This window comes from Dactylosporangium sucinum (assembly GCF_014647515.1).
In the GTDB taxonomy this organism is placed as follows: Bacteria; Actinomycetota; Actinomycetes; order Mycobacteriales; family Micromonosporaceae; genus Dactylosporangium; species Dactylosporangium sucinum.
In genome coordinates this window covers 1-25,678 of the sequence record NZ_BMPI01000027.1, presented here as the reverse complement: position 1 = coordinate 25,678, position 25,678 = coordinate 1, and the positions used below count along the sequence as shown (strand labels likewise).

31 protein-coding genes are annotated in these 25,678 nt (G+C 74.5%); 27 read left to right on the top strand and 4 right to left on the bottom strand.

Annotation, left to right across the window (positions count from 1 at the left end; genetic code table 11):
• Positions 1 to 42: 42 nt before the first annotated feature.
• Positions 43 to 795 carry an IclR family transcriptional regulator gene (locus IEZ31_RS26195; RefSeq protein ID WP_190252635.1) on the bottom strand — a complete coding sequence of 251 codons (753 nt, stop codon included), beginning with the start codon at positions 793 to 795 and terminating at the stop codon, positions 43 to 45.
• A gap of 19 nt (positions 796 to 814) precedes the next feature.
• Here IEZ31_RS26195 and eda point away from each other — a divergent pair, with 19 nt between their 5' ends.
• The 7 genes from eda to IEZ31_RS26160 all read left to right on the top strand — a co-directional run bounded on the left by eda (position 815) and on the right by IEZ31_RS26160 (position 7,207).
• Positions 815 to 1,465 carry a bifunctional 4-hydroxy-2-oxoglutarate aldolase/2-dehydro-3-deoxy-phosphogluconate aldolase gene (gene eda, locus IEZ31_RS26190; protein WP_229835853.1) on the top strand — a complete coding sequence of 217 codons (651 nt, stop codon included), beginning with the start codon at positions 815 to 817 and terminating at the stop codon, positions 1,463 to 1,465.
• Positions 1,465 to 2,559: a sugar kinase gene (locus IEZ31_RS26185; protein ID WP_190252633.1), complete on the top strand. Its 1,095-nt coding sequence runs from the start codon at positions 1,465 to 1,467 to the stop codon at positions 2,557 to 2,559. Before eda ends, IEZ31_RS26185 begins: the two co-directional genes overlap by 1 nt.
• Before the next feature lie 174 nt (positions 2,560 to 2,733).
• A complete protein-coding gene (locus tag IEZ31_RS26180; protein ID WP_190252632.1) occupies positions 2,734 to 3,171 on the top strand; it encodes a Fur family transcriptional regulator in 438 nt (145 codons plus the stop codon).
• Positions 3,168 to 5,399 (top strand): catalase/peroxidase HPI, encoded by a 2,232-nt coding sequence (gene katG / locus IEZ31_RS26175; RefSeq protein ID WP_190252631.1) that lies wholly within the window; start codon positions 3,168 to 3,170, stop codon positions 5,397 to 5,399. The genes IEZ31_RS26180 and katG overlap by 4 nt, the downstream gene beginning before the upstream one ends.
• A gap of 56 nt (positions 5,400 to 5,455) precedes the next feature.
• Positions 5,456 to 6,139: a hypothetical protein gene (locus tag IEZ31_RS26170; RefSeq protein WP_190252630.1), complete on the top strand. Its 684-nt coding sequence runs from the start codon at positions 5,456 to 5,458 to the stop codon at positions 6,137 to 6,139.
• A 34-nt stretch (positions 6,140 to 6,173) separates the two neighbouring features.
• The gene (locus IEZ31_RS26165) at positions 6,174 to 6,335 is read left to right on the top strand and encodes a hypothetical protein (RefSeq protein ID WP_190252629.1); all 162 of its coding nucleotides are present in this window, start codon (positions 6,174 to 6,176) and stop codon (positions 6,333 to 6,335) included.
• Positions 6,332 to 7,207: a PfkB family carbohydrate kinase gene (locus IEZ31_RS26160; RefSeq protein ID WP_190252628.1), complete on the top strand. Its 876-nt coding sequence runs from the start codon at positions 6,332 to 6,334 to the stop codon at positions 7,205 to 7,207. The genes IEZ31_RS26165 and IEZ31_RS26160 overlap by 4 nt, the downstream gene beginning before the upstream one ends.
• 97 nt (positions 7,208 to 7,304) lie before the next feature.
• On the opposite strand, the gene IEZ31_RS26155 is transcribed toward IEZ31_RS26160, so the two are convergent.
• Positions 7,305 to 7,979 carry a GntR family transcriptional regulator gene (locus IEZ31_RS26155; protein ID WP_190252627.1) on the bottom strand — a complete coding sequence of 225 codons (675 nt, stop codon included), beginning with the start codon at positions 7,977 to 7,979 and terminating at the stop codon, positions 7,305 to 7,307.
• Positions 7,980 to 7,986: 7 nt separating this feature from the next.
• Between IEZ31_RS26155 and IEZ31_RS26150 the strand changes: the two genes are divergently transcribed.
• From IEZ31_RS26150 to IEZ31_RS26070, 18 genes are all read left to right on the top strand, one after another.
• Positions 7,987 to 10,818, top strand: a complete 2,832-nt coding sequence (locus IEZ31_RS26150; RefSeq protein ID WP_190252626.1) for an FAD-binding and (Fe-S)-binding domain-containing protein — start codon at positions 7,987 to 7,989, stop codon at positions 10,816 to 10,818.
• Positions 10,819 to 10,866: 48 nt separating this feature from the next.
• Entirely contained in the window at positions 10,867 to 11,145 is a 279-nt protein-coding gene (locus IEZ31_RS26145; RefSeq protein WP_190252625.1) for a GlsB/YeaQ/YmgE family stress response membrane protein, read from the top strand.
• Between the two features lie 179 nt (positions 11,146 to 11,324).
• The gene (locus tag IEZ31_RS26140) at positions 11,325 to 11,834 is read left to right on the top strand and encodes a hypothetical protein (protein WP_190252624.1); all 510 of its coding nucleotides are present in this window, start codon (positions 11,325 to 11,327) and stop codon (positions 11,832 to 11,834) included.
• Complete coding sequence (locus IEZ31_RS26135; RefSeq protein WP_190252623.1) at positions 11,831 to 12,943, top strand: SRPBCC family protein; 1,113 nt, start codon at positions 11,831 to 11,833, stop codon at positions 12,941 to 12,943. Before IEZ31_RS26140 ends, IEZ31_RS26135 begins: the two co-directional genes overlap by 4 nt.
• The gene (gvpJ, locus tag IEZ31_RS26130; protein ID WP_190252622.1) at positions 12,940 to 13,341 is read left to right on the top strand and encodes a gas vesicle protein GvpJ; all 402 of its coding nucleotides are present in this window, start codon (positions 12,940 to 12,942) and stop codon (positions 13,339 to 13,341) included. Before IEZ31_RS26135 ends, gvpJ begins: the two co-directional genes overlap by 4 nt.
• Position 13,342: 1 nt before the next feature.
• A complete protein-coding gene (locus tag IEZ31_RS26125; protein ID WP_190252621.1) occupies positions 13,343 to 14,128 on the top strand; it encodes a GvpL/GvpF family gas vesicle protein in 786 nt (261 codons plus the stop codon).
• Positions 14,104 to 14,352 carry a gas vesicle protein GvpG gene (locus IEZ31_RS26120; protein ID WP_190252620.1) on the top strand — a complete coding sequence of 83 codons (249 nt, stop codon included), beginning with the start codon at positions 14,104 to 14,106 and terminating at the stop codon, positions 14,350 to 14,352. The genes IEZ31_RS26125 and IEZ31_RS26120 overlap by 25 nt, the downstream gene beginning before the upstream one ends.
• 3 nt (positions 14,353 to 14,355) lie before the next feature.
• Positions 14,356 to 14,655 (top strand): gas vesicle protein GvpO, encoded by a 300-nt coding sequence (gvpO, locus tag IEZ31_RS26115; protein WP_190252619.1) that lies wholly within the window; start codon positions 14,356 to 14,358, stop codon positions 14,653 to 14,655.
• Between the two features lies 1 nt (position 14,656).
• Positions 14,657 to 15,007 (top strand): gas vesicle protein, encoded by a 351-nt coding sequence (locus IEZ31_RS60010; protein WP_190252618.1) that lies wholly within the window; start codon positions 14,657 to 14,659, stop codon positions 15,005 to 15,007.
• Entirely contained in the window at positions 15,000 to 15,776 is a 777-nt protein-coding gene (locus IEZ31_RS26105) for a GvpL/GvpF family gas vesicle protein (protein WP_190252617.1), read from the top strand. Before IEZ31_RS60010 ends, IEZ31_RS26105 begins: the two co-directional genes overlap by 8 nt.
• Complete coding sequence (locus IEZ31_RS56810; RefSeq protein ID WP_229835852.1) at positions 15,773 to 15,973, top strand: gas vesicle protein; 201 nt, start codon at positions 15,773 to 15,775, stop codon at positions 15,971 to 15,973. The genes IEZ31_RS26105 and IEZ31_RS56810 overlap by 4 nt, the downstream gene beginning before the upstream one ends.
• Positions 15,970 to 16,296 carry a gas vesicle protein K gene (locus tag IEZ31_RS56805; RefSeq protein WP_229835851.1) on the top strand — a complete coding sequence of 109 codons (327 nt, stop codon included), beginning with the start codon at positions 15,970 to 15,972 and terminating at the stop codon, positions 16,294 to 16,296. Before IEZ31_RS56810 ends, IEZ31_RS56805 begins: the two co-directional genes overlap by 4 nt.
• 140 nt (positions 16,297 to 16,436) lie before the next feature.
• The gene (locus IEZ31_RS26095; protein WP_190252615.1) at positions 16,437 to 17,831 is read left to right on the top strand and encodes a ferredoxin reductase family protein; all 1,395 of its coding nucleotides are present in this window, start codon (positions 16,437 to 16,439) and stop codon (positions 17,829 to 17,831) included.
• 10 nt (positions 17,832 to 17,841) lie between these two features.
• Positions 17,842 to 18,261, top strand: coding sequence for an FMN-binding protein (locus IEZ31_RS26090; RefSeq protein ID WP_190252614.1), 420 nt, complete (start codon positions 17,842 to 17,844; stop codon positions 18,259 to 18,261).
• Positions 18,258 to 19,043 (top strand): FAD:protein FMN transferase, encoded by a 786-nt coding sequence (locus tag IEZ31_RS26085; RefSeq protein ID WP_190252613.1) that lies wholly within the window; start codon positions 18,258 to 18,260, stop codon positions 19,041 to 19,043. The genes IEZ31_RS26090 and IEZ31_RS26085 overlap by 4 nt, the downstream gene beginning before the upstream one ends.
• An 80-nt stretch (positions 19,044 to 19,123) precedes the next feature.
• Positions 19,124 to 19,708, top strand: a complete 585-nt coding sequence (locus IEZ31_RS26080; RefSeq protein ID WP_190252612.1) for a PadR family transcriptional regulator — start codon at positions 19,124 to 19,126, stop codon at positions 19,706 to 19,708.
• The gene (locus IEZ31_RS26075; RefSeq protein ID WP_190252611.1) at positions 19,705 to 20,430 is read left to right on the top strand and encodes an ABC transporter ATP-binding protein; all 726 of its coding nucleotides are present in this window, start codon (positions 19,705 to 19,707) and stop codon (positions 20,428 to 20,430) included. Before IEZ31_RS26080 ends, IEZ31_RS26075 begins: the two co-directional genes overlap by 4 nt.
• Positions 20,427 to 22,895: an FtsX-like permease family protein gene (locus IEZ31_RS26070; RefSeq protein WP_190252610.1), complete on the top strand. Its 2,469-nt coding sequence runs from the start codon at positions 20,427 to 20,429 to the stop codon at positions 22,893 to 22,895. The genes IEZ31_RS26075 and IEZ31_RS26070 overlap by 4 nt, the downstream gene beginning before the upstream one ends.
• A gap of 4 nt (positions 22,896 to 22,899) precedes the next feature.
• Here IEZ31_RS26070 and IEZ31_RS26065 read toward each other — a convergent pair whose 3' ends face one another.
• A complete protein-coding gene (locus tag IEZ31_RS26065) occupies positions 22,900 to 23,931 on the bottom strand; it encodes an alpha/beta fold hydrolase (RefSeq protein ID WP_190252609.1) in 1,032 nt (343 codons plus the stop codon).
• A gap of 59 nt (positions 23,932 to 23,990) precedes the next feature.
• On the opposite strand from IEZ31_RS26065, the gene IEZ31_RS26060 reads away from it, so the two are divergent.
• Positions 23,991 to 24,506: a PadR family transcriptional regulator gene (locus IEZ31_RS26060; RefSeq protein WP_190252608.1), complete on the top strand. Its 516-nt coding sequence runs from the start codon at positions 23,991 to 23,993 to the stop codon at positions 24,504 to 24,506.
• Between the two features lie 253 nt (positions 24,507 to 24,759).
• Complete coding sequence (locus IEZ31_RS26055) at positions 24,760 to 25,398, top strand: TetR/AcrR family transcriptional regulator (RefSeq protein ID WP_190252607.1); 639 nt, start codon at positions 24,760 to 24,762, stop codon at positions 25,396 to 25,398.
• Positions 25,399 to 25,559: 161 nt separating this feature from the next.
• Here the strand turns inward: IEZ31_RS26055 and IEZ31_RS26050 are convergent.
• Positions 25,560 to 25,678, bottom strand: a 119-nt coding sequence (locus tag IEZ31_RS26050; RefSeq protein WP_190252606.1) for an acyl-CoA dehydrogenase family protein, incomplete at its 5' end; no start/stop codon positions are given.

Genomic DNA, 25,678 nt, shown 5'->3' with positions numbered 1-25,678 from the left:
ATAACGCCCGCCGCACGCCCGACGGCCTGCGACGGCTGGGGGTCACCGCAGCAGGCCGCTCGCGGCGGTGAGGCGGTCGACGGCCGTGCCGAGGGCGGCCGCGACCGCCGCCACGGTGTCCGGGCCGACCCGGCTCTGCGGGACGGAGACGCTGATCGCGTCGGCCGGCGGGTCGCTCAGCGGCAGCGCCCGGGCGACGCACACGATCCCGTCGGTGTTCTCGCCGTTGTCGACCGCGTAGCCGCGCTCGCGGACCGCGTCCAGCTCGGCGTGCAGCGCGCCGCGGTCGGTGATCGTGCGCGCGGTCAGGCGGGGCAGCGGCCCGGGCAGGGCGGCGTCGACCACGGCCGGCGGCAGGCCGGCCAGCAGCGCCTTGCCCAGCGCCGTCGCATGGGCGGGCAGGTGCCGCCCGATCGCCGAGTACAGCCGCAGCGGGTGCTTCGACTCCCGCTTGGCGACGTAGACGACGTCGGCGCCGTCGAGCCGGCCCAGGTGGACGGTCTCGCCGAACGCGGCCGACAGCTCGTCGAGGGCCGTGCCGAGCAGGGCGACGACGTCGTCGGTGTCGAGGTAGGCGGCGCCGACCCGCAGCGCGGTCAGGCCGAGTCCGAAGCGGGTGCCGGTCGGGTCGGTTTCGATCCAGCCGCGCTGGGCAATGGTGCGCAGGATGCCGTGCAGGCTGCTCTTCGGGATGCCGAGGTCGCGCGCGAGGTCGCCGAGTGTGCGCGGGCCGTTCGCGGCGAGCACCTCGAGGATCTCCAGGGTTCGGTCGGCTGACTTGACCGGCTGTGTCATGGCTCCTATGTTCACATACGTGACCGACGTTCACGACACTGAACAAGCCATCGCCGCCGGCGGCCTCGTCCCCGTTGTGGTGCTGCAGGACGCCGCCGACGCCGCCCCGCTCGCCGAGGCCCTGCTCGCGGGCGGGCTGCGCTGCGTCGAGGTGACCTTCCGCACGGACGCCGCCGCCGCGGCGATCGCCGCCATGGCCCGATATCCGGAGCTGCTCGTCGGCGCCGGCACGGTGCTGACCGTCGAGCAGGCCGGCCGCGCCCTCGACGCCGGGGCCCGGTTCGTGGTCTCGCCCGGCTTCGGCCCCGCCGTCGTGCGGCAGTGCGCCGGCGCGGGCGTGCCCGTGTATCCGGGCGCCGCCACCGCCACCGAGATCCAGATGGCGGTCGACGCCGGGCTGCGCACCGTCAAGTTCTTCCCGGCCGAGCCGCTGGGCGGCGCGCCGATGGTGCAGGCACTCGCCGCGCCGTTCCGCGACATGCGGTTCATCCCGACCGGCGGGATCACCAGCGCGCAGCTGCCCGCCTACCTCGCGCTGCCGTCCGTGCTCGCCGTCGGCGGCACCTGGATGGTCGCGCCCGACCTGCTCGCCGCCCGCGACTGGGCCGAGGTCACCCGCCGGACCGCCGCCGCCGTGGCGGTCGCCGCCGACTCGCGCAAGGAGCGCTGATGCTGCAGATCCGCCCGGCCGGGGAGTGCCGGTTCGACGCCGTCTCCCTCGGCGAGATCATGCTCCGCCTCGACCCGGGCGAGGGCCGCATCCGCACGGCCCGGCAGTTTCGCGCCTGGGAGGGCGGCGGCGAGTACAACGTGGCCCGCGGCCTGCGCCGCTGCTTCGGCCTGCGCACCGCGGTGGTCACCGCCTTCGTGGACAACGAGGTGGGCCGCCTGCTGGAGGACCTTGTGCTGCAGGGCGGCGTCGACACGTCGTTCGTCCAGTGGGCGAAGGACGACGGCGTCGGCCGCACCGTCCGCAACGGCCTCAACTTCACCGAGCGCGGCTTCGGCGTGCGGGGCGCCGTCGGCGTCTCCGACCGCGGCCTGAGCGCCGCCAGCCAGCTGCGCCCCGACTCGGTCGACTGGGACCACCTCTTCGGCACGCTCGGCGTGCGCTGGCTGCACACGGGCGGCATCTACGCGGCGCTGTCCGACACCACCCCGGACGTCGTCGAGGCGGCGATGGAGGCCGCCCACCGCCACGGCACGATCGTCTCCTACGACCTGAACTACCGCCCGAGCCTGTGGAAGAGCATCGGCGGCAAGGAGCGCGCCCAGGAGGTCAACCGCCGCCTGGCCCGCTACGTCAACGTGATGATCGGCAACGAGGAGGACTTCACGGCCTGCCTGGGCCTGGAGGTCCCGGGCGTCGACGAGTCCCTGACCGACCTGGACGTGCGCGGCTTCGAGCAGATGATCGCCAAGGCCGTCCAGACGTATCCGAACTTCGCCGTGGTGGCCACGACGCTGCGCACGGTCCGCAGCGCGACGGTGAACGACTGGGGCGCGGTGGCGTATGCGGACGGCAAGTTCGTCCAGGCCACCCACCGCCCGGCCCTGGAGATCCTGGACCGGGTGGGCGGCGGCGACAGCTTCGCCTCGGGCCTGATCTACGGCCTGCTGACGACCGGCGACGTCCAGACGGCGGTGGAGTACGGCGCCGCGCACGGCGCCCTGGCCATGACCACCCCGGGCGACACGTCGATGGCGTCGCTGCGCGAGGTGGAGTCCCTGGTGCGCGGCGCGGGCGCCCGCGTCCAGCGCTGACGTCGCCGGCGGAGCGGGCGGGCAGCCCCGCCCGCTCCGCCGGTGTCGGGCCCCGCGGACGGACCCCGTGGCCGGCGTGTGCTCCGGGCCCGCCTGTCCGATTCGGGGGAATATGTATGCGGACACGGCCTTCCAAAACTTGAACCGTTCCAGAATGCGGCCTATGTTGGGGGAGTGGCGTTCGACTGCGCGGCCCAGCTGCGGGCGGTCTCCCTGCGGGTGACCCGGCCGCGCGTGGCCGTGCTCGCGGCCGTGCGGGCGCATCCGCACGTCGACACCGACACGGTCATCGGCCTCGTCCGCGCGGATCATCCCGCGGTGTCCCACCAGGCGGTCTACGATGTGCTGCGGGCGCTCACGAGCGCCGGGCTGGTGCGGCGCATCGAGCCGGCCGGGACGACCGCCCGTTACGAGTCCCGGGTCGGGGACAACCATCACCATGTCGTGTGCCGTTCCTGTGGCGCGATCGCGGACGTCGACTGCGCCGCCGGCCACGCTCCCTGTCTCACCGCCTCGGACGGCCACGGCTTCGTGGCCGACGAGGCGGAAGTCGTCTATTGGGGCCGCTGCCCCGACTGCATGCATTCGCCAACTTCGGAAGGAAGCCGATGAGCGACACCCAAGACCGCTGCCCGGTCGCGCACGACTCCGTGACCGCGCACGGCAGCGACAGCGAGAACCCGGCGATCGACTCGCCGACCCCGAAGACCGGCATCCGGCCGCGCACCAACCGGGACTGGTGGCCCAACCAGCTCGACCTCTCCGTGCTGCACGCCCACTCGTCCAAGAGCAACCCGCTGCGGCCGGGGTTCAGCTACGCCGAGGAGTTCCGCAGGCTCGACGTCGAGGCGCTCAAGCGGGACATCGTCCAGGTGCTCACCACCTCGCAGGACTGGTGGCCGGCCGACTTCGGGCACTACGGCGGGCTGATGATCCGGATGAGCTGGCACGCCGCGGGCACCTACCGCATCAGCGACGGGCGCGGCGGCGCCGGCGACGGCGGGCAGCGGTTCGCCCCGCTGAACAGCTGGCCCGACAACGCCAACCTCGACAAGGCGCGCCGGCTGCTGTGGCCGGTGAAGCAGAAGTACGGGCAGAAGATCTCGTGGGCCGACCTGCTCGTGCTCGCCGGGAACGTCGCCCTGGAGTCGATGGGCTTCAAGACCTTCGGCTTCGGGTTCGGCCGCGAGGACGTGTGGGAGCCGGAGGAGATCTTCTGGGGCCCGGAGGACGCCTGGCTGGGTGACGAGCGGTATGTCTCCGAGAAGGAGATGGTGTCCGGCGTCGGCGCCACCGAGATGGGCCTCATCTACGTCAACCCGGAGGGTCCCCGCGGCAACGCCGACCCGGTCCAGGCCGCGCACTTCATCCGCGAGACCTTCGCCCGGATGGCGATGAACGACGAGGAGACCGTCGCCCTCATCGCCGGCGGCCACACCTTCGGCAAGACCCACGGCGCCGGCGTCGCCGACGACCACGTGGGCCCGGAGCCCGAGGCCGCCCCGCTGGAGGCGCAGGGCCTCGGCTGGCTGAGCAGCCACGGCAGCGGCGCGGGCGCCGACGCGATCACCAGCGGGCTCGAGGTGACCTGGACCGACCGGCCGACCCAGTGGAGCAACCGGTTCTTCGAGATCCTCTTCGGCTACGAGTGGGAGCTCACCACCAGCCCGGGCGGCGCCAAGCAGTGGGTCGCCAAGGACGCCGAGGCGATCATCCCCGACCCCTTCGACCCGGCCAGGAAGCGCAAGCCGACGATGCTCACGACCGACCTGTCGCTGCGCGTCGACCCGGTGTACGAGCAGATCTCCCGCCGCTTCATGGCCGACCCCGACGCGTTCGCCCTCGCGTTCGCCAAGGCCTGGTACAAGCTGCTGCACCGCGACATGGGCCCGGTCAGCCGGTTCCTGGGCCCGTGGGTCCCGGAGGCGCAGCTGTGGCAGGACCCGGTGCCGGCGGTCGACCACCCGCTCGTGGGTGACGCCGACGTCGCCGCCCTCAAGGCCAAGGTGCTGGAGTCCGGCCTGACGACCGCCCAGCTGGTCGGCACCGCCTGGGCCTCCGCGGCCAGCTTCCGGTACACCGACAAGCGCGGCGGCGCCAACGGCGCCCGGATCCGGCTCGAGCCGCAGCGCGGCTGGGCGGTCAACCAGCCGGAGCAGCTCGCCACGGTGCTGGACACCCTCGAGGGCATCCAGCGGGAGTTCAACGCGGCCGGCGGCGCGCGGGTCTCGCTCGCCGACCTCATCGTGCTGGCCGGCTCGGCCGCGGTCGAGCAGGCCGCGCGGGACGCCGGGTTCGCGGTGACCGTGCCGTTCCACCCGGGCCGCACCGACGCCACCCAGGAGCAGACCGACGTCGAGTCCGCCGCGGTCCTGCAGCCGCGTGCCGACGGGTTCCGCAACTACCTGAGCGCCGGTGAGAAACTGCAGCCGGAGGTGCTGCTGGTCGACCGCGCCTACATGCTCAACCTCACGGCGCCGGAGATGACCGTCCTGCTCGGCGGCCTGCGCGCCCTCGGCGCCAACGCCGGCGGCACGTCCCACGGCGTGCTCACCGACCGGCCGGGCGTGCTCACCAACGACTTCTTCGCCAACCTGCTCTCCCCGGGCACCCGGTGGAAGGCGTCGGAGTCCGACGAGAACGTCTACGAGATCCGCGACGTCGCCACCGGCGACGTCAGGTGGACGGCCACCGCGGTCGACCTCATCTTCGGCTCCAACTCGCAGCTGCGGGCCCTGGCCGAGGTCTACGCCAGCGAGGACGCCCGCGAGCAGTTCGTCGAGGACTTCGTCGCGGCCTGGACCAAGGTCATGGAACTCGACCGGTTCGACCTGCGCTGATCCCTCGCGCAACCCGGTGCGGCCGGCCCGTTGACGGCCGGCCGTACCGTTGCGCTGTGGGATTCCTGCGGCGCCACGGCCTGGTGAGTCGCGCCGGTGCGCTGTTCCTCGGGCTGTTCACCGCCTCCGCCGCCCTGGCGGTCGTGACCCGCGTCGCCGGGGTCGCCACCGGCCACGCCGTCGCCGTCGGCGCGGTCCTGTGGGTGGTCACCTTCATCCTGGCCTCCGTGCTGCTGCCGTCGCTCGGCGACCGGTACGGCCTGCGCTTCCTCGGCTTCCTGCTCGCCGCCGCCCTGCAGTTCACCGTCCCGGCGGTGCTGTGGTCGGCGGTGCTCGCCGCCCGCGGCGAGCGGACCCCGGCCACCGTCGTCGAGGTCCAGGTGGGCCCGCAGCAGAAGGTCCGGCACGTGTACTACGGGCTGGTCGACGAGTCCGGCCGGCCGATCGAGGGGCTGCTGGAGCAGTGGCCGTCGGCCGGCGAGGGCGCGGTCGGCGACCGGGTCGTCGTCGTGCGCGACCCGGACGGTCTGGTGGGCCCGCGCCTGCCGGGGGAGGTCGCCGACGCGCGCGTCTTCTGGGCCGTGGTGCCGGTGCTGTACCTCGCGCTCGTCGTCGTCTGCATGTTCCTGGGCCGTCCCCCGCCCCCGCGCGTCGCGGCCGGCCCCCGCCCCGACCGTGGCCCCGGCCCGAAGAACGCGAAGCACACGAATCGGCGGAGGAAGCGCCTCAGCCGGGGCTGAGCGCGGCCGGCGCGGCGTTGACGGCCGCGCGGGGTTGTACGACACGCTCCTCGGCCTCATCATCATCTGCATCGCGCTCTTCTCACCGTTCGCCAATCTGTTGCTGCGGGCCCTCGTGTTCACGCCGGCCCGCGAGCTGGCGCAGGCGGCCCGGATGGACCGCGCGGGGGAGCCGCGCACCGGGATGAGCTCGTGAGCACCGTCGTCGTGGTCGGCTCGGTGAACATCGACCTCGTCGCCGCGGGCGGCCGGATGCCGCGGCCCGGCGAGACGGTGATGATGGAGCGCTTCGCCGAGATCCACGGCGGCAAGGGCGGCAACCAGGCCGCCGCCGCGGCCGCGCTGGGCGCCACCACCCACCTCGTCGGCGCCGTCGGCGACGACGACCGGGGCCGCTCCGCCCGGGCCGACCTGGCCGCCCGCGGCGTCCACCTGGGCGGCCTGGCGACCGTGCCGGCGCCCACCGGCGTGGCCGTCATCCTGGTCGACGACGACGGCGAGAACTCGATCGCCGTCGTCGCGGGCGCGAACGCCGCGCTGACCCCGGCGCAGGTGTCCGCCGCCCTGGACGCGATCGCCGGCCCGGCCGCGGTCGTGGCCTCCCTGGAGGTGCCGCTGCCCGCGGTCGAGGCGGCAGCCGCGGAGGCGCACCGCCGGGGCTGGCCGATGATCCTGAACCCGGCACCGGCCCGCCCGCTGCCGGCGTCGCTGGTTTCCCGCTGTACCGCCGTCACCCCGAACGAGCGCGAACTGACCGCCCTCGGCGGCGCGGCGACGCTCCTCGCCGCGGGCGCGGGGGCGGTCGTCGTGACCCGCGGCGGCGCCGGCTGCGAGATCCACACCGGTGCCGGTTCGCCGGTGCCGGTGCCGCCCGCGCCGGCCACGGTCGTGGACACGACGGGCGCGGGCGACATCTTCACGGCCGCCCTCGCCGTCGCCCTCGCGACCGCCCGCCCGCTGCCGGACGCCGTCCGCTGGGCCGCCGCGGCGGGCGCCCTGGCGACCGAGGCGTTCGGCGCCCGCGGCAGCCTGCCCACGGCCCCGGCCGTCGACGCCCGGGCCGCGTGACGGGGTCCCACCCGCGTCGATCTTGCACTTGTGGTGCCGGGACACTCCGTGAATGTCCCGGTTTGTCAGGCACCACAACTGCAAGATCGACGCGCAGTCAGTGGGGCGGCCGGGCGCGGAGGTGGGACACCAGCAGGGCGCCGGTCGCCTCCAGGTGGGTGCGCATCGCGGCCTCGGCGGCGGCGCCGTCGCGGGCCAGCACCGCCGCCACCACCGGCTCGTGCTCGGCGTGGATCTCGGCCAGCGTGCGGCCGCTGGCGGTGGTCGGCGGCCCGAGCAGCGCCGTGGTGGCCCGCAGCTGGGCGACGATCGCCGCCGCCCGGCCGTTGCCGGCCGCCCGCAGCAGCAGGTCGTGCAGCGCGCGGTCGGCCGGCCAGAACGACGCCTCGTCGCCGCGGGCCGCCGCGGCCGCCATCGCGTCCAGCGCCACGCGGATGGCCGCATGCTCCCCGTCCGTACCGCCGGTCGCCGCCTTCCGCGCCGCCGCCGGCTCGAGCGCCAGGCGGATCTCGACGATCTCCTCGACGTCGTGCGCCCGCGGCGGCAGGACGCTGAAGCCGCGGTTGCGCCGGATCGCCACCAGCCCCGCCTCGGCCAGGCGGAGCAGCCCCTCCCGGACCGGGCTGCGGGAGACCCCGAGCAGCTCCGCGAGCTGGTAGACGGAGTACGTCCGGTCGGGCACGAGCTCGCCGGACGCGACGCCGTCGCGCACCGCCTGGGCGACGGCGTCGGCGAGCGAGGGAGCCCCGGTCGGGAGGCGCAGCGACGGCACGAGTAACATGTTACTCGTGAACGACGTGGTGGCGGCGCTGGAGCGGGCCGGGCTCGAGGTCCGGGCCGACGCCGGCACGCGCGGCATGTATGCGTCGGACGCCTCGCTGTACCGGATCCCGCCCCTCGCGGTGGTCCGCCCGCGCGACGCCGGCGAGGTGGCCGCGGCGCTCGCCGTCGCCCGGGAGGCCGGGGTGCCGCTCACGTCGCGCGGCGCCGGCACGTCCGTGGCCGGCAACGCGGTCGGCCGGGGCATCGTGCTCGACTTCTCCCGCCACCTCAACCGGGTGCTCGCCGTCGACCCCGAGGCCCGCACCGCGGTCGTCGAGCCCGGCACCGTGCACGCCGTGCTGCAGCGGGCGGTGACGCCGCACGGCGTGCGCTTCGGGCCCGACCCGTCGACCCACCCACGCTGCACGATCGGCGGCATGATCGGCAACAACGCCTGCGGCTCGCGCTCCCTGGCCTATGGCCGGACGTCGGACAACGTGGCCGGCCTGGAGCTGCTGACCGCGGCGGGGGAGCGGCTGGTCACCGGCTACGACGACGGCGGCAAGCCGTTCGCGCGCGGTGCCGAGCCGGTCGTCGACGCCGTGCGAGCGGTCCTCGACCGGCACCTGGCCACGGCCCGCACCGAGTTCGACCGGTTCGGCCGCCAGGTCTCCGGCTACGCGGTGCAGCACCTGCTGCCCGAGCGCTTCGACCTCACGCAGGCCCTCGTCGGCTCCGAGGGCACCCTGGCCGTCATCACGCAGGCGACCGTGAAGCTGGTCGTCGACGCCCCGGTCCGGGTCGTCGTGGTCCTCGGCTTCCCCGACATCGTCGCCGCCGGCGAGGCCGCCCCGGCCGTCGTCGCGCACGGCCCGACGTCCTGCGAGGGGCTCGACTCGCGGCTGCTCGACGTGCTGCGCGCCCGGCGCGGCCCGGACGCCGTCCCGGCGCTGCCGCGCGGCGGGGCCTGGCTCTTCGTCGAGCTGGCCGGCGACGACGCCGGCGAGGTCGAGTCGCGGGCCCGCCGGCTCGCGGCCGACGGCATCGGCGACGACGCGCGGGTCGTCACCGACCCGGCCACCCAGGCCCAGCTGTGGCGCATCCGCGAGGACGGCGCCGGCCTGGCCGGGCGGGCCCCGTCCGACCGGCCGGCCTGGCCCGGCTGGGAGGACGCCGCGGTGCCGCCGGAGCGGCTCGGCGCCTACCTGGCCCGCTTCGACGAGCTCGTCACCGCGTACAAGATGACGTCCGCCCCGTTCGGGCACTTCGGCGACGGCTGCATGCACGTCCGCCTCGACTTCCCGCTCGGCGAGCCCGACGGCACCAAGGTGCTGCGCGCCTTCCTCACCGACGCGGCCCGGCTCGTGGGCGAGTTCGGCGGCTCGCTGTCGGGCGAGCACGGCGACGGCCGCGCCCGCTCCGAGCTGCTGCCGCACATGTACTCGGCCGATGCGATCGCCCTGTTCGCCGGGGTCAAGCACGCCTTCGACCCGGGCAACCTGCTCAACCCCGGCGTGCTCGTCGACCCCGACCCGGTCGACGCCGACGTGCGGCCCGCCGGCCGCTTCCCGCTCACGGGCCTCGCGATGGCGTATCCGCACGACGGTGGCGACCTCGCCCAGGCCGTGCACCGGTGCACCGGCGTCGGCAAGTGCCGCGCCGACAACTCGGCGGCCGGCGGCGTGATGTGCCCGTCTTACCTCGCGACCCGCGAGGAGAAGGACTCCACCCGGGGCCGGGCGCGGGCGCTGCAGGAGGTCGTGCGCGGCGAGCTCGCCTGGTCCGACCCGTCGGTCCACGACGCGCTGGACCTCTGCCTGTCGTGCAAGGGCTGCGCGTCCGACTGCCCGACCGGCATCGACATGGCCACCTACAAGTCCGAGGTGCTGCACCAGACGTACCGTGGACGCCGCCGCCCCCGCTCGCACTACACGCTCGGCCGGCTGCCGAGGTGGGCCCGCCTCGCCGGCCGGATGCCGCGCCTGGCGAACCTCGGTGTCCGGCTGCCGGTGCTCGGCGGCTTTCTCCTGTGGCTGGCCGGCGTCGACAAGCGCCGATCCGTGCCCGCGTTCGCCCGCCGCCCGTTCCGGCGCACCTTCCGCCCCGCGGAGGGCGGCACGCCGGTCGTCCTCTTCGCCGACTCGTTCTCCGACGCCTTCTCCCCGGAGGTCGCCGAGGCCACGGTCCGCGTGCTGCGCGCCGCCGGCTACGAGCCGCGGCTGCCCTCCGGGTCGGTGTGCTGCGGCCTGACCTGGATCACCACCGGCCAGCTCGACGCGGCGAAGCAGATCCTCGCCCGCACCGTGGCGGCCCTCGCGCCGGACGCGCGCGCCGGGGTGCCCATCGTCGGCATCGAGCCGTCGTGCACCGCGGTGCTGCGCTCCGACATCCACGAGCTGCTCCCCGGCGACGAGGACGCGGCGGCGGTCGCCGGTCAGGTGCGCACCCTCGCCGAGCTGCTCGCCCAGACGCCCGGCTGGACCCCGCCCGACCTGTCCGGCGTCGAGGTCGTCGCCCAGCCGCACTGCCACCACCACGCCGTCCTCGGCTGGAAGGCCGATGCCGACCTGCTCAGGACGGCCGGCGCCGACGTGCGCCGGCTGGCCGGCTGCTGCGGCCTGGCCGGCAACTTCGGCGTCGAGATCGGCCACTACGACGTGTCGGTGGCGGTCGCGGGGCAGCACCTCCTGCCGGCCCTCGACGCGGCTCCGGACGCGGTCGTCCTCGCCGACGGCTTCTCGTGCCGCACCCAGGTCGCCGACCTGCGCGACCGTCCCGCCGTGCACCTCGCCCAGTTGCTCGACCGGAAGCTCGGCCAGAAGCTCGGACAGGGTTTGCCGGGCGGATGACGGGGCAGGCCTCCGGCGAGCGCAGCAACCGCGGGTTGGAGGCTAGGGATGACCATCAGCGGCATCATTTCGGCGCTCATCATCGGCGCCATCATCGGTGTGCTCGGACGGCTGGCGGTTCCGGGCAAGCAGGCGATCCCGATCTGGCTGACCGTGGTGATCGGTATCGTGGCGGCCCTGATCGGCACGGCCATCGCCCGGGCACTCGGCTACGCCAACACCCCGGGCATCGACTGGCTCGAACTCATCACGCAGGTCGTCCTCGCGGCCATCGGCGTGTGGGTGGTCGCCGGGCTGTGGGGACGACAACACCATCACAGCCCGTAGGGCACACCGCAACCAAGGACCTGTGGCGCGGCACCCCCGGCGGGTGCCGCGCCACAGGTTTCACTCCCGCGGGTGGGGGTAGCCGAATTGATCTCCGCAACAGCAGCCGCCGGCCACCAACCCCAGTCGTGCGTATCACGGCCACCCTCCGGCCGGCCGCCAGGCGAAGGGAGAGCCTTGTGAACTGCAGGACGCAGGTGTTGCTGGCCGCCGGCATCGGGTATCTGCTCGGGCGGCAGCACAAGTTGCGCTGGGGCCTGTTGCTGGCCGCGGCGGCGGCCTCCGGCCGGCTCAGCCGTCCGGGTGGCCTGCTGCAGCACGGCGTCCGGGCGCTCAGCTCCGCGCCGGAGCTGCGCAAGCTGGGCGAGCTGGGCGCGCCGCTCGTCAGCGCCACCAAGGACGCCGCCCGGACCGCGGTGACGAGCCGGATCGGCTCGGTGAGCGACCGGCTGCGTGAGCGGACCGACGCGCTCCGCTCGGGCGAAGGCGAAGAGCCCGAGGAAGAGGAAGAGCCGCGCCGGGCCCGGCGCCGCCGCCCGGAGCCGGAGCCGGCCGACGAGTACGAGCGGGACGAAGAGGAAGACGAGTACGAGGAACCGGAAGAGGAAGAAGAGGAGCGGGCACCCGTGACGGCCGGCGCCCGGTCACGTGGCCGTCCGCCGGTGCGCCGGAGGGGGAGCGGCTCATGACCTCGAAGCCGACCAGTTTCAGCGAGGTGCTCGCCCGCGACGCGAAGGAGCTGGCCGCGGTCGCCGGTCGCAAGGCGATCAAGGCGGCCGGGCGAAGGGTGAGCGGGCTGACGGAGCGCCTGACCGAGTACGCCGGCGGCGAGGGCGGCGCCGGCCTGAAAGCGGCGGTGACCGGCGTGGAGAAGATCACTGAGGGCAAGTCGCCGGCCGGGGCCATGCTCTCCGGCGGGTGGGCCGGCCTCAAGGAGAAGGTCAAGGGCGTCTTCGGCGGCGGCAAGGGCAAGGGCGCGAAGGGCCGGAAGCTGAAGGTCACCAACATCGAGGAGACGCTCGACGTCGGTGTGCCGGTGCGGGTCGCGTACAACCAGTGGACCCAGTTCGCCGACTTCCCGAGCTTCATGAAGAAGGTCGAGAGCGTCGAGCAGGCGTCGGACGAGAAGAACAACTGGAAGGCCCAGGTCTTCTGGTCGCACCGCACGTGGGAGGCCACGATCGTCCAGCAGATCCCGGACTACAACATCGTGTGGCGCTCCAAGGGGCCCAAGGGGCACGTCGACGGCTCGGTCACGTTCCACGAGCTGCTGCCGAACATGACCCGGATCCTGCTCGCGCTGGAGTACCACCCGCAGGGCTTCTTCGAGCACACCGGGAACCTGTGGCGGGCGCAGGGGCGGCGGGCCCGGCTGGAGTTCAAGCACTTCCGGCGGCACGTCATGACCCAGACGATCCTCGACCCCGACGGCGTGGAGGGCTGGCGCGGCGAGATCCGCGACGGCGAGGTGGTGAAGGACCACGAGACCGCGCTGCGCGAGGAGAGCGAAGCGGCCGAGGAGGAGCGGGAAGGCCCGGAGGCCGAGGAGCCCGAGGAAGGCGAGGAAGGCAGGGAGGCCGAGGCCCGCGAGGAGCCCGAGGAAAGCGAGGAACCCGAGGAGGGCGAGGAGGCCGAGGAAGGCGAGGCCGCGCCGCCGGAGGCCGAGGAGCGCAAGCCGGCGCCGCGGCGGCGGGCACCGCAGAAGCAACAGGGACGCCGCAACGTCCGGGAGACCGACGAGCAGCCGCGGCCGCGCCGCCGGTCCGGCGACGGTGAACGAGTGGGGAGCAAGCGATGAGTACCGCCCTGCAACCGCGCGGCGGTGGCGGTGGCGTGGTCGACCGGCCCTCGTCCGCGTCGCTCGCCGACGTGCTCGACACGATTCTTGACAAGGGCCTGGTCATCGACGCCTACGTGCGCGTCTCGCTCGTCGGCATCGAACTGCTGACGATCGACGCGCGCATCGTCGTGGCCAGCGTCGACACCTACCTGCGCTTCGCCGAGGCGGTCAACCGCCTGGACATCGCGCAGGACAAGGCCGGGCTGCCGGAGCTCGTGGGCGACATGGCCCAGGGCGGCGCCAAGCACAAGACGAAGGGCATGCTGGAGGCGGCCGGCGAGAAGGTGCGGGAGGTGCTCGAGCCCGACGAGGAGCCGGAGCGGGTGCCGCGCCGCCGGCGCCGGGAGGGGGACTGACATGGTGACGGCGACCACCGGCACCTACGTCTACGGCATCGTCCCCGCCGACGTCGAGACCGAGCCCGACGCCCGCGGCGTGGGCGGCGAGACGGCGCCGGTGACCGTGGTGCGGCACGGCCGGGTCGCGGCCCTGGTGTCCGACGTGGAGCTCGACCGTCCACTGGGGACGCCGGAGGACCTGCTCGCCCACGAGCAGCTCCTGGACGCCACGGCGGGAGTGGTACCGGTGGTGCCCGTGCGCTTCGGCGCGGTACTGACGGATCGCCGGTCCATCGTGGACGACTTCCTCGCGCCGCACCACGACGAGTTCGACGCGGCCCTGCGCCGGCTCGACGGCAAGGCGGAGTACGTGGTGACCGCCCGGTACGTCGAGGACGCCGTGCTGCGGGAGGTGATGGCGGAGAACCCGCGGCTGGAGCAGCTGCGCGCCGCCGTGCGCGACCGCCCCGAGGAGGTCACCCGCTCCGAGCGCATCGAGCTCGGGCAGGCCGTCGGCGAGGCGATCGAGGTCCGCCGCGGCGCCGACAGCCAGGCGGTCGTCGACGCCCTCGCGCCCGTGACGGTCGCCACCGTCCCGCGCGACCCGGCCGGCGAGTTCGACGCGGCGAACGTCGCCGTGCTCGCCGAGACCCGCCGGGAGGAGAAGCTCGTGCGGGCGGTGCAGGAGCTGGCCCGGCGGTGGGCCGGCCGGGTGGAGGTGCGGCTGCTGGGACCGCTGGCACCGTACGACTTCGTGGATCGCGGACCGGAGGCGGAGCTGTGGGACTCGTCAGCGCAATCCTGACGCTTCCGATCGCCCCCGTCCGGGCGGTGGTCTGGGTCGGTGACGTGCTGCGCGAGGAGGTCGAGCGGCAGATGTTCGACCCGGCGGTGATCCGGCGGGAGCTGCAGGCGGTCGACAGCGCCCGCGCCGAAGGCCGGATCGACCCGGCGGACGCGGACCGGTTGGAGCGGGAGCTCGTCGGCCGCCTCGTCCGGCCGACCCCGAGCGGCCCTGAGGAGGGATGACGCATGCCCCGCTACGACGAGGACGAACGACGGCGCCCCGCCCGCGGGCCGGGCGCGGTCGCCCGGGCCGCGCTGCGCGACGTCGCCGAACTGACCGGCAAACCACCCTCGGGCATCACCGCCCTGGAGCAGGTCGACGACGGCTGGGTGGTCGAGGTCGAGGTGGTCGAGGACGAGCGCATCCCGTCGTCCAGCGACATCCTCGCCACGTACCGCGCGGAGGTCGCCGACGACGGATCGCTGCTCGGACTGCGGCGGATCCGGCGGTACCCCAGGGGCAAGGGCGACGACAAGGTGGCCTGACATGAGCCAGCTGTCCCACGGCACCACGCGATCGGTCGCCCCCGGCCACGAGCCGGCGAACCTCGGCGACATCCTGGAGCGCGTCCTCGACCGCGGCATCGTCATCGTCGGCGACATCCGGGTCAGCCTGCTCGACATCGAACTGCTGACGGTGAAGCTGCGGCTGGTCGTCGCGTCGGTCGACACCGCCCGCCAGATGGGCATCGACTGGTGGGAGCACGACCCCTGGCTCAGCTCGCAGGCCCGCGAGGCGCTGCCGCCGGGCGAGCCCGCGGCGCAGCCCCTTCCCGCGCCGCGGAGGGAGCCCGCGGCGGAGCCCCTCTCCCCGCCACGGAAGGAGCGCCATGGGTGAGGGCCTCTGGCTGCACGCCGTGACCCGCGCGGGCCCGCCGCCGGGCGGCCTCACCGGCGTCGACGGCGCCCCGGTGCGCGTCGTCGAGACCGCGGGGCTGGCGGCGGCGGTCAGCCCGGTGGACCTCGACCGCTTCGGGGAGGAGGCGCTGCAGCGCAACCTCGAGGACCTGACCTGGCTGGAGGGCGTGGCGCGGAGCCATCACGCCGTGGTGGCCGCGCTCGGCGCGTCCCGCACGGTGGTCCCGGCCCGCCTGGCCACCGTCTACGCGGACGCGGCGGGTGTCCGGACGATGCTCGCCGACCGGCACGCCGACCTCGACGCCGCGCTGTCGCGGCTGGACGGCCGCACCGAGCTGGGCGTGAAGATCTACGCCACCCCGGCTCCCGAGCCCGCCGCGGCCCCGGCCGGCGGCTCGGGGACCGACTACCTGCGCCGGCGGCGTGCGCAGCTGTCGGCCGTCGACGACCGGCGGCAGCGGGCCGTCGACGGTGCCGAGGAGGTCCACGCGGCGCTCGCCGGCCGCGCCGAGGCCGCCCGGCGCCACCCGCCGCAGGATCGGCGCCTCACCGGCCGCCCGGAGCCGATGGTCCTCAACGCCGCGTACCTGGTCGACGAGGGCCACGCGGACGGCTTCGCGGCGGCCGTGGCCGCGCAGGCCGCCGGGCACGCCGACCTGGACGTGGAGCTGACCGGGCCGTGGCCGCCGTACTCGTTCACCGCCCCGGACGCCGATGGGGACGCCGCCGCGGAGGGGGCGCGGTCATGACCTCGTCCGACATCGTGGTGGTGCCCGAGCGGGCCGGGCTCGCCGACCTCCTCGACCGCCTCCTCGCCACCGGCGTCGTCATCACCGGCGAGGTGACGCTGTCGATCGCCGGCGTCGACCTGGTGTACGTCTCGCTGCGCGCCCTCGTCGCCTCCGTCGGGACGCTCACCCAGCCCGGCGAGGGGCCACCGCCGTGAACGGGGAGCGACTCGAGGTCGACCGCGACAACGTCGAGCGCGGCTTCGCCGGCCTGGTGCTCACCGTGATCGAGCTGCTGCGCCAGCTGATGGAGCGGCAGGCGCTGCGGCGCATCGACGTCGGGGACCTCACCGACGAGCAGGTCGAGGAGATCGGCGCGACCCTGATGGCCCTGGACGAGCGGATGACCGAGCTCCGCGAGCACTTCGGGCTGTCCGCCGAGGACCTGAACATCGACCTGGGGCCGTTCGGCCCTTACCTCACCGATCCCGGCGACACCCGCAGCCCGGCCAGGAACACCTCGACCAGGCCCGCGCCGTAGCCGGGCCCTGCGCCGGGCCCGGCCGCGCCGCCGCCGGACGCGCGCCGTCAGGCTCACAGCCGGGTCACAGGTACGGCACAGGCCGCCCGGACGTTGGCCGCCTATCCATGACGCATGCAGCGATGTTCTGAGCCCGCGGCGTGACGACGACCGCGCTTCGCGCTCCCGCCCCGGCGCCGCCGCGCGCCACGCCACGGTGGTGGGCCGACGCCGGTGCCTCGACCGCCTGGCTGAGCCTGCTCGTGGTGACCGCGCTGTGGGTGGGCAACCGCGGCGTGCAGGACCTCGCCGGCGCCTGGCCGGACTCGGTGTCCTCGCTCGGCCGGCTCACCGGCCTGCTCGCCTCCGACCTGCTGTTGCTGCAGGTGCTGCTGATGGCGCGGGTACCGCCGGTGGAGCGCGCGTTCGGCCAGGATCGCCTGGCCCGTTGGCACCGCTGGACCGGCTTCACGTCGTTCCATCTCATGCTGGCGCACGTCGTGCTCATCACGGTGGGCTACGCCGGTGCCGCCGGCGCGAACGTGGTCGGCGAGCTGTGGGACCTGGTCGTCGACTATCCCGGGATGCTGCTGGCCACCGCCGGCACCCTGCTGCTCGTCCTCGTCGTCGTGACGTCGCTGCGGGCGGCCCGGCGGCGGCTGCGGTACGAGTCCTGGCACCTGCTGCACCTCTACGCCTACCTCGGCGTCGGCCTCGCCCTGCCGCACCAGCTCTGGACCGGCACCGACTTCACCGGCTCGCCGTGGTCGACCGCCTACTGGTGGACGCTGTACGCGGTCTCGGCCGGCGCCGTCGTGCTCTACCGCGTCGGCCTGCCGGCCTGGCGCAACTGGCGCCACCGGCTCGTCGTCGACCGGGTCGTCGCCGAGGGCCCCGGCCTGACCACGGTCTACCTGCGCGGCCGCGACCTGGACCGGCTCCCGGTCCGCGCCGGGCAGTTCTTCCAGTGGCGGTTCCTCGACGGCCCCGGCTGGTCCCGGGCCCACCCGTACTCCCTGTCCGCGACCCCGCACACCGGCGTGCTGCGCATCACGGTCAAGGACCTCGGCGACGGCAGCTCCCGCGTCGGCGGGCTGCGACCGGGCACCCGGGCGCTCGTCGAGGGCCCGTACGGCCGGCTGACCGGCGAGCACTACACCGGCGGCCCGGTCGTCATGCTGGCCTGCGGCATCGGCGTCACCCCGCTGCTCGCCCTGCTCGGCGAGCTGCCGTACCCGCCCGGCCAGGCGACCCTGGTCTACCGGGCCCGCAGCGAGGCCGACCTGGCGTTCCGCGCCGAGCTGGACTGGCTGGCCCGGCAGCGTGGCGTCCGGGTGGTGTACCTGCTCGGCCCCCGCGCCCGCGAGGACTCCTGGCTGCCGGCCCCCGCCGCCGGGCGCACCGACGCCGAGGCCCTGCACCGCCTCGCCCCGCACATCGCCGCCGCCGAGGTGTACCTCTGCGGCCCCGACGCCTGGACCGCGGCCGCCCGGGACGCGGCCCGCGCCGCCGGGGTGTCCCCGGACCGCATCCACACCGAACAGTTCGCCTGGTAGGAGCAAACCCTTGCGACGCATCACCCTCTGGCTGCTGTCCACCCTCGCGGCCCTGGTCCTGCTGTTCAGCTACCGCACCAGCCTCGGCGCCGCCGCGGCGCCGACGACCACCACCGCAGCCGGTGGCGGCACCGGTGGTGCCGGCACCGCCGGCACCACCTACGCGGGCTCGGTCGCGCCGACCCGCTGGGGCGACGTCCAGGTCACCATCACCGTGGTCGACGGCCGGATCACCGCCGTGAACGTCCCGGTCTACCCCGACAACAACGGCAAGGACCGCCAGATCAACGCGCGTGCCCTGCCCGTGCTCGTCCAGGAGACCATCGCGGCCCAGAGCGCCGACATCGACGCCGTCTCCGGCGCCACGGTCACCAGCGACGGCTACAAGGAGTCGCTGCAGGCCGCCCTCGACAAGGCGCACCTGTCATGACCACCGCCACCGTGCCGCGGCGGGCCTGGGTCGAGCAGGTCATGGGCCTGCCGGTGAGCATCCACGTGCGCGGCGACGACCCGGACAGCCCCGGCGTCCGGCGCGGCGTCGAGGCCGCGTTCGCCGGCCTGCGCCACGCCGACGCCGTCTTCAGCCCGTACCGCGACGACAGCGACCTGACCCGCTGGGAGCGCGGCGACCTCGCCGCCGGCGCCGCCGACCCCACGTTCGCCGAGGTCCTGGCCCTGTGTGACGAGGCCCGCGAGCGCACCGGCGGCTGGTTCGACCCGCGCGGCCTGCCCGACCCGCGCACCGGCGCACCCCGCTTCGACCCGTCCGGCCTGGTGAAGGGCTGGGCCGTCGAGCGTGCGGCCGGACCGCTGCGGCGGCTCCAGCGGTACTCCTGGTGCATCAACGCCGGCGGGGACGTCCTCGTCCACGCCGAGGACCACCACCCCGCCTGGCGCGTCGGCATCGAGGATCCCACCCACCCGGCGCTCCTGCTCCACGTGCTCGAGCGCCGCGACGGCGCCGTCGCCACCTCCGGCACCGCCCACCGCGGCGGGCACATCCTCGACCCGTACACCCGCCGGCCGGCCGGCGCGGTCCGCTCGGTCACCGTGACCGGGCCGGACCTGCTGTGGGCCGACGTCTACGCCACCGCCGCGGCCGCCCGCGGGCCCCGCGGGCTGCACTGGCTGGACACGCTCGACGGCTACGCCGCGCTGCTCGTCTCCGCCTCCGGCCTGCGGCAGGTCACCACGGCCTGGCCCACGGCGTGACCGCCGGCGCCGGCCGGGCCTGGACAGCGGCTTGATATACTCAGTATGCTACTCGGCATGATATCGAGTGTGGTGACACGATGAGCATCCGGCACGCGCTGCTGGCGCTGCTCAAGGAGGGCCCGAAGTACGGCCTGCAGCTGCGCGAGGAGTTCGAGGCGCGCACCGGCGAGGTGTGGCCGCTGAACGTCGGCCAGGTGTATACGACCCTGCAGCGGCTGGAGCGCGACGGCCTCGTCGAGTCCGACGACGACGCCGAGCCCGGCCCGCAGAAGGGGTTCCGGATCACCACCGACGGCGCCGAGGAGCTGGCCGGCTGGCTGCGGACCCCGCCCGACCTGGCCTCGCCGCCGCGCGACGAGCTGGTCATCAAGATCCTGGTCGCGGTGCGGCTGCCCGGCGTCGACGTGCACGAGGTCATCCAGTCGCACCGGCGGTATCTCATCGAGCTCATGCAGCAGTGGACCCGGCTCAAGGAGGAGGAGGGCGACACCGACCTCGGCCTGGCCCTGGTCGTCGACGCCGAGCTCTACCGGCTGGACTCGGTCGTGCGGTGGCTCGACACCGCCGACGGCCGGCTGCGCCGGGCGGCGCTCGAACCGCCGCCGCGCCCGGCACCGGCCGCGGCACCGCAGCTGCGGCGCAGGGCGGGGGTGCGCCGATGAGCGGGGTGCTGCAACTGCGCGGGGTGTCGAAGACCTACCTGGACGGCGCCGACGAGGTCCACGCGCTGCGGGAGGTCGACCTGACCGTCGAGGCGGGGATGATGGTCGCGGTCATGGGGCCGAGCGGCTCGGGCAAGAGCACGCTGCTCACCATCGCCGGGGCGCTGGAGACGCCGACCGCCGGCGAGGTGCTCGTCGCCGGGCAGCCGCTGTCGGAGATGTCCCGCGCCGACCGGGCCCGGCTGCGGCGGCGGGCCATCGGCTACGTCTTCCAGGACTACAACCTGCTGCCCGGGCTGACCGCGGCCGAGAACGTGGCGCTGCCGCTGGAGCTCGACGGGCTGCCGGCCCGCAAGGCGCGCACGGCCGGGCTGCGGGCGCTGGAGGAGCTGGGGCTGGCCGAGCGCGCGGAGCGGTTCCCGGACCAGCTCTCCGGCGGCGAGCGGCAACGGGTCGCGATCGCCCGGGCCGTCGTCGGCACCCGGCGGCTGGTCCTGGCCGACGAGCCGACCGGCGCGCTCGACTCGGTCAACGGCGAGGCGGTGATGCGGCTCATCCTGAGCGCCTGCCGCAGCGGCGTCGGCGCGGTGGTGGTGACCCACGACGCGCAGCTCGCCTCCTGGGCCGACCGGGTGGTGTTCATCCGCGACGGCAGCCTGGTCGACCGCACGGCCCCGCGGTCCGGCCCGGAGTCGCTGCTGGCCGAGGAGGCGAGCCGGTGAGCGTCGCCGTGCAGGACCCGCCGCTGGAGCTCGGCACCGGCCACGGCGGGATGCCGGCGCGGCGGGCCGTGATCCGCTGGGCCTGGCGGATGTTCCGGCGCGAGTGGCGCCAGCAGGTGATCGTGCCGGCGCTGCTGCTGCTCGCCATGGTGGGCACCACCGTCGGGCTCGGGATCGGCGTCAACGCCCCGTCGGATGCGGCGGTGTTCGGCACCGCCAACCACCTGGCGACGCTCGCCAGCACCGGCACCCAGCTCGACGCCGACCTCGCGGAGTTGCGCGGCTCCTTCGGCACCGTCGACGTGATCGCGCACGGCAAGAAGATCCCGGTGTCGGGGTCGGCGAACGGCGTCGACCTGCGGGCCCAGGACCCCGCCGGGCCCTACGGGCGGGCGCTGCTGCGCCTCAACCAGGGGCGCTGGCCGCAGGGCCCGGACGAGGTCGCCGTCACCGGGCGCGTGGCGACGCTCTTCCACCTGAGCCTCGGCGGCACCTGGGAACAGGGCGGTCAGCGACGCACCGTGGTCGGGCTGGTGGAGAACCCGCTCAACCTGCACGACGCGTTCGCGCTCGTCGCGCCGGGCCAGATCGCCGCGCCCGACCACGTCGACGTGCTCATCCAGGCGTCCCGGGCCGAGGTCACGTCGAAGCCCCGGCCCGACGGCATGTCGATCCAGATCCGGTCCGACGAGGGCGACACGACCAGCGTCGTCGTGCTGGTGCTGGCCGTGATCGGGCTGGTCTTCGTCGGCCTGATGGCGGTCGCCGGGTTCACGGTGATGGCCCAGCGCCGCCTGCGGGCGCTCGGCATGCTCGGCGCGATCGGCGCGAGCCACCGCCACGTCCGGCTGGTCATGCTGGCCAACGGCCTCGTCGTCGGCCTGGTCGGCGCGTTCGGCGGCGCCGTCGCCGGGGTCGCCGTGTGGGTCGGGCTCAGCCCGCGGCTGGAGTCGTCGCTCGGGCACCGCATCGACCGGTTCCACCTGCCGTGGACGCCGCTGCTCGTCGCCGTCCTGCTGGCCGCCGTGACGTCCGTCGTCGCGGCCTGGTGGCCGGCCCGCGCGGTGGCCCGGATGCCGGTCGTCGCCGCCCTGTCCGCCCGGCCGGCCCAGCCCCGCCCGGCGCACCGGTTCGCCGCCCTCGGCGGCCTGCTGCTCGCCGCGGGCGTGGTGTCGCTGTACCTGGCCGACCAGACGAGGATCCCGTATGTCCTCGGCGGCGTCCTCGCCACCGCGGTCGCGCTGCTGCTGCTCGCGCCGGCCGGGGTCGCCGCCGTCGGGCGGCTCGCGCGGCACGCGCCGCTGGCCTCCCGGCTGGCCATGCGCGACCTGGCCCGGCACCGGTCCCGCTCCAGTGCCGCGCTCGCCGCGATCGGCCTGGCCATCGGCATCGCCGCCGTCGTCGCCCTGAGCACCGCCGTCACCGCGGCGAAGGCGGCCGCCCCGACCGGCGGCAACCTGCCCGCCGACCAGATCGTCCTCTGGCTGTCCCCGGAGGCGACGAACGGGCCGGTGCCGCTGCTCACGCCCGGCCAGGCCGAGGTCGCGCGCAAGCAGGTCGACGCGATCGCCGCCGACCTGCACGCCACGTCGGTCCTGGCGCTCACCGGCGCGGTCGACCCGAACCAGCCGATGGAACGCGGCGGCAAGGCCCCCGCCGTGCTCGGCCGGCCGCGCCCCGCCGGCCCCGGCGAACCGGGCTCGGTCATGTACAGCAGCACCGACTCGATCCCGCTCTTCGTCGCCACGCCCGAGCTGCTCGCGCACTACGGCATCGACCCGGCGACCGTCGCCGCCGACACCGACCTGCTCACCCCCCGGGCCGGCGTCGACGAGTACGACCTGATCCCGGGCCGGAACCGCAACTGGCAGCCGAAGCTGCAGCACGCGACGCTGCCCGCCTACAGCTCGCTGCCCAACGTGCTGATCACCCCGCACGGCATGGACGGGCTGCACCTGACCACGATGCCCGTCGGCTGGCTGATCGACGCGCCCGCGGCGGTGACGGCGGCGCAGGTCGACACGATCCAGCTGGCGGCGGTCGCCGCCGGGCTCAACGTCGAGTCCCGCCCGACCGGGGTCGACCAGGCCCGGCTGGCCGCGCAGTTCACGGCCGCCGGCATCGCGGTCGCGCTCGGCGTGCTGGCCATGACCGTCGGGCTGATCCGCAGCGAGACGGCGCGGGACCTGCGCACGCTGACCGCGGCCGGCGCGCGCCGCGGCACCCGCCGCTCGCTCACCGCCGCGACCGCGGCCGCGCTCGCCGCGTGCGGAGCGGTCATCGGCACCGCCTGCGCCTACCTGGCGCTGCTCGCCTGGTACCACCGCGAGCTGCACTGGATGGCCCGGCCGCCGCTCGCCAACCTGGCGGCGATCCTCGTCGGCCTGCCGGTCGTCGCGTACCTCGGCGGCTGGGTACTGGCGGGACGGGAGGCCCGGGCGATCGCGCGTCAGCCGCTCGACTGACCGGCTAGCGCGCGGGGATCCGGGCCCGGAGTTCGTCGAGGATCCGGTCGGGGGCGAGGAACGGCGCCAGGTGACCCAGGCCCGCCAGTGGCACGTACGCCTTGGCGGGCGCCCGGATCGCCTCGGCGTACTCCTGGGCCAGTTCCGGCAGGGCCCAGGTCTCGTCCGCGCCGTGCAGGAGCAGCACCGGCACCTCGAAGTCGGTGCCGAGGGTCTGCGGCGTGACCGCCATCGTCTCCTCGTACAGGTGCTGCGGGAAGGCCATGACGTCGCCGAACCAGCCGAGGATGTCGCGCGGCGAGTACCCCGGCATGAGCAGCACCCGGGTGATCGCCACGGTGCGCCAGGCGCGCCCCTCGGGGTCGACGGTCATGGCGTACTGCAGCCGGCGCATCCAGGCCGTCCGGTCGGCGTACGGCGGCGGGCCGAGCTTGACGAGCCGCGCCACCACGCGGTGCCGGCCCTCCGCCCGGGTCCGGGCGAGCAGCCGCTCGTACGCCAGCGACTCGTTGCGCGCCATGTCCACCATCTGACCCATCCCGACGTAGGCGTGGAAGAGGTCGGGCCGGCGGCGGGCCATGCCGACGCCGATCACCGTGCCCTGGGAGTGCGCCGCCAGCACCACGCGGTCCTGGCCCAGCCGCTGCCGCAGGTGCTCGACGAGCTCGATGCCGTCGGCGACGAAGCGGTCGAACGTCCAGTCCGCGTCGCCGCGGCCGCGTGCCGCGCGGCGGGTCCGCCCGACCGAGCGGCGGTCCCACTGCACCACGGTGAAGTGCCGCTCCAGCGCGGTGTACAGCGGCGTGAGCGGGATCATCGAGGCGCCGTGCGGGTGCAGCCACAGCAGCACCGGGTTGGCCCGGTCGGCGCCGCGGACCTGCACCCACTGGTCCACCCCGCCGATCCGCACGAACCCGTGTTCATCGATTCCTGATGACGGCAGGGCGAGCTTGCGCGCGGCCGCCCGGCGGCGCAGCGCGACGAACCCGAGCGGGGTGGCGATCACGACGGCCGCAGTGAGCAGGATCCATGTCATAGTTAGAAACTGACATGACAAAATCTACCTGTCAATATCTAGGTGTGTAGGGTGTCCCCATGTCGCTGCGCTACGCCCTGCTCGGGCTGCTCGCCGAGGCTCCGGCGAGCGGGTACGACCTGGCCCGCAAGTTCGAGCGGAACCTGCGCCGGTATGCCTGGCACGCCCAGCACAGCCAGATCTACCCGGAGCTGAACCGGCTCGCCGCCGACGGCCTCGCGGCGGTCGTGGAGGAGGGCCCGCGGGGCCGGCGCACCTTCGCGATCACCGACGCCGGGCGGGACGAGCTGCGCCGCTGGGTGCTCGACCCGGACGACGACCCGGTGGTGCGCAACGAGCACACGCTCAAGCTCTTCCTGCTCTCCACGTTGGACGTCGAGGACGCCCGGAAGATGCTGCGGCAGCAGGCCGAGGGGAGCCTGCAGGAGTACGAGCGCCTCCGCGCCGCGATCACCGAGGCCGACCGGGGCGGCCGGCCGCCGGTCGAGCTGTTCGCGGCCGAGCTGGGCGCCCGCTACTTCCTGACCCTCCACGAGTGGGCGCGCTGGGCCCTGCAGCGCCTGGACTCGGAGTAGCTCGGCACACGGGGCGCTGTACTCGGCCCGCGACGGCGGCGCCATCACGCTGACCGCCGAGTGGACCGACTCGCTGCCGCAGTAGGCGGCGGCCCACGAGCGTCGATGGACCGATCGACGGAGACGAACGCGGGCGGGGCAGCGAACCGTGGCCCCGCCCCGTAATCTGTCCGAAAGCGGTACCGCGGGAGCTATCCTTCCGACCGGACGGTAGGCTGTCGGCGAATCGAGGAATGCAAGAGGGAGGCCGCAGATGGCTCGTGCGACGTCCGCCCGGGGCGAGTCGACCCGGCGCCGGCAGCGCTGGCCCGACGGCTACGACCCGGAGAACACCCGCCGCTCGCTCATCACCAGCGCGCTCGAGCTGTTCGAGCGCAGCGGCTTCGACCGGACCTCGGTGCAGGAGATCGCCGACCAGGCGCACCTGACGAAGGGCGCGTTCTACCACCACTTCGAGAGCAAGGACGACCTCCTGCGCCACATCCAGGAGGAGTACCTTGAGGCGCAGCTGGCGGCCATCAAGGAGATCGAGGCGGGCAGCGACGACCCGAAGGTCCGCGTCGCCGAGCTCATCCGGTTCAGCCTCCGGAGCGTCGCCGAATACCGGGCGCACGTGACGATCTTCTACCAGGAGCGCCGGTATCTCACCGGCGAGCTGTTCGCCGAGGTGACCCGCAAGCGCGACCTGGTCGAGGCGGCCTTCGCCGGCATGATCCAGGACGGGGTGGCGCGGGGCGCGTTGCGGCCCGACGTCGACGCGCGGATCGCCACGTTCGGCCTGGTCGGGATGTGCGCCTGGGCGTATCAGTGGCTCAACGCCGCCGGCCCGCTGAGCGTGGAGGAGGTGGCCCGCCAGTTCAGCGCGATGGTCCTGGAGGGCCTGTCCGCCTAAGGCCTGTTTCATAGCTGGGGTCGGAGCGAGGCGGAGTCCAGATTTTCGTCTGGCGTCGCCCCGCGGAAGTCTGGCTACCGGTGTTGTAACCCGGCTTTCGCGGGGTGGCGCCAGGCGGAATCTGGGCCCGCCGCAGCCCGGCCCCAGCTATGAAACAGGCCTTAGCGGCCGAGGAGCTGCCTCGCCATCACGATGCGCTGGATCTGGTTGGTGCCCTCGTAGATCTGGGTGATCTTCGCGTCGCGCATCATGCGCTCCAGCGGGAAGTCCTTCGTGTAGC

Bases quoted from the DNA above. Each gene is read 5' to 3' on its own strand.
- IEZ31_RS26195 (WP_190252635.1), bottom strand. From the start codon at position 795: ATGACACAGCCGGTCAAGTCAGCCGACCGAACCCTGGAGATCCTCGAG.
- IEZ31_RS26185 (WP_190252633.1), top strand. From the start codon at position 1,465: ATGCTGCAGATCCGCCCGGCCGGGGAGTGCCGGTTCGACGCCGTCTCC.
- katG (WP_190252631.1), top strand. From the start codon at position 3,168: ATGAGCGACACCCAAGACCGCTGCCCGGTCGCGCACGACTCCGTGACC.
- IEZ31_RS26150 (WP_190252626.1), top strand. From the start codon at position 7,987: ATGTTACTCGTGAACGACGTGGTGGCGGCGCTGGAGCGGGCCGGGCTC.
- IEZ31_RS26145 (WP_190252625.1), top strand. From the start codon at position 10,867: ATGACCATCAGCGGCATCATTTCGGCGCTCATCATCGGCGCCATCATC.
- IEZ31_RS26135 (WP_190252623.1), top strand. From the start codon at position 11,831: ATGACCTCGAAGCCGACCAGTTTCAGCGAGGTGCTCGCCCGCGACGCG.
- gvpJ (WP_190252622.1), top strand. From the start codon at position 12,940: ATGAGTACCGCCCTGCAACCGCGCGGCGGTGGCGGTGGCGTGGTCGAC.
- IEZ31_RS26125 (WP_190252621.1), top strand. From the start codon at position 13,343: ATGGTGACGGCGACCACCGGCACCTACGTCTACGGCATCGTCCCCGCC.
- gvpO (WP_190252619.1), top strand. From the start codon at position 14,356: ATGCCCCGCTACGACGAGGACGAACGACGGCGCCCCGCCCGCGGGCCG.
- IEZ31_RS60010 (WP_190252618.1), top strand. From the start codon at position 14,657: ATGAGCCAGCTGTCCCACGGCACCACGCGATCGGTCGCCCCCGGCCAC.
- IEZ31_RS26105 (WP_190252617.1), top strand. From the start codon at position 15,000: ATGGGTGAGGGCCTCTGGCTGCACGCCGTGACCCGCGCGGGCCCGCCG.
- IEZ31_RS56810 (WP_229835852.1), top strand. From the start codon at position 15,773: ATGACCTCGTCCGACATCGTGGTGGTGCCCGAGCGGGCCGGGCTCGCC.
- IEZ31_RS26085 (WP_190252613.1), top strand. From the start codon at position 18,258: ATGACCACCGCCACCGTGCCGCGGCGGGCCTGGGTCGAGCAGGTCATG.
- IEZ31_RS26080 (WP_190252612.1), top strand. From the start codon at position 19,124: ATGAGCATCCGGCACGCGCTGCTGGCGCTGCTCAAGGAGGGCCCGAAG.
- IEZ31_RS26075 (WP_190252611.1), top strand. From the start codon at position 19,705: ATGAGCGGGGTGCTGCAACTGCGCGGGGTGTCGAAGACCTACCTGGAC.
- IEZ31_RS26065 (WP_190252609.1), bottom strand. From the start codon at position 23,931: ATGACATGGATCCTGCTCACTGCGGCCGTCGTGATCGCCACCCCGCTC.
- IEZ31_RS26060 (WP_190252608.1), top strand. From the start codon at position 23,991: ATGTCGCTGCGCTACGCCCTGCTCGGGCTGCTCGCCGAGGCTCCGGCG.
- IEZ31_RS26055 (WP_190252607.1), top strand. From the start codon at position 24,760: ATGGCTCGTGCGACGTCCGCCCGGGGCGAGTCGACCCGGCGCCGGCAG.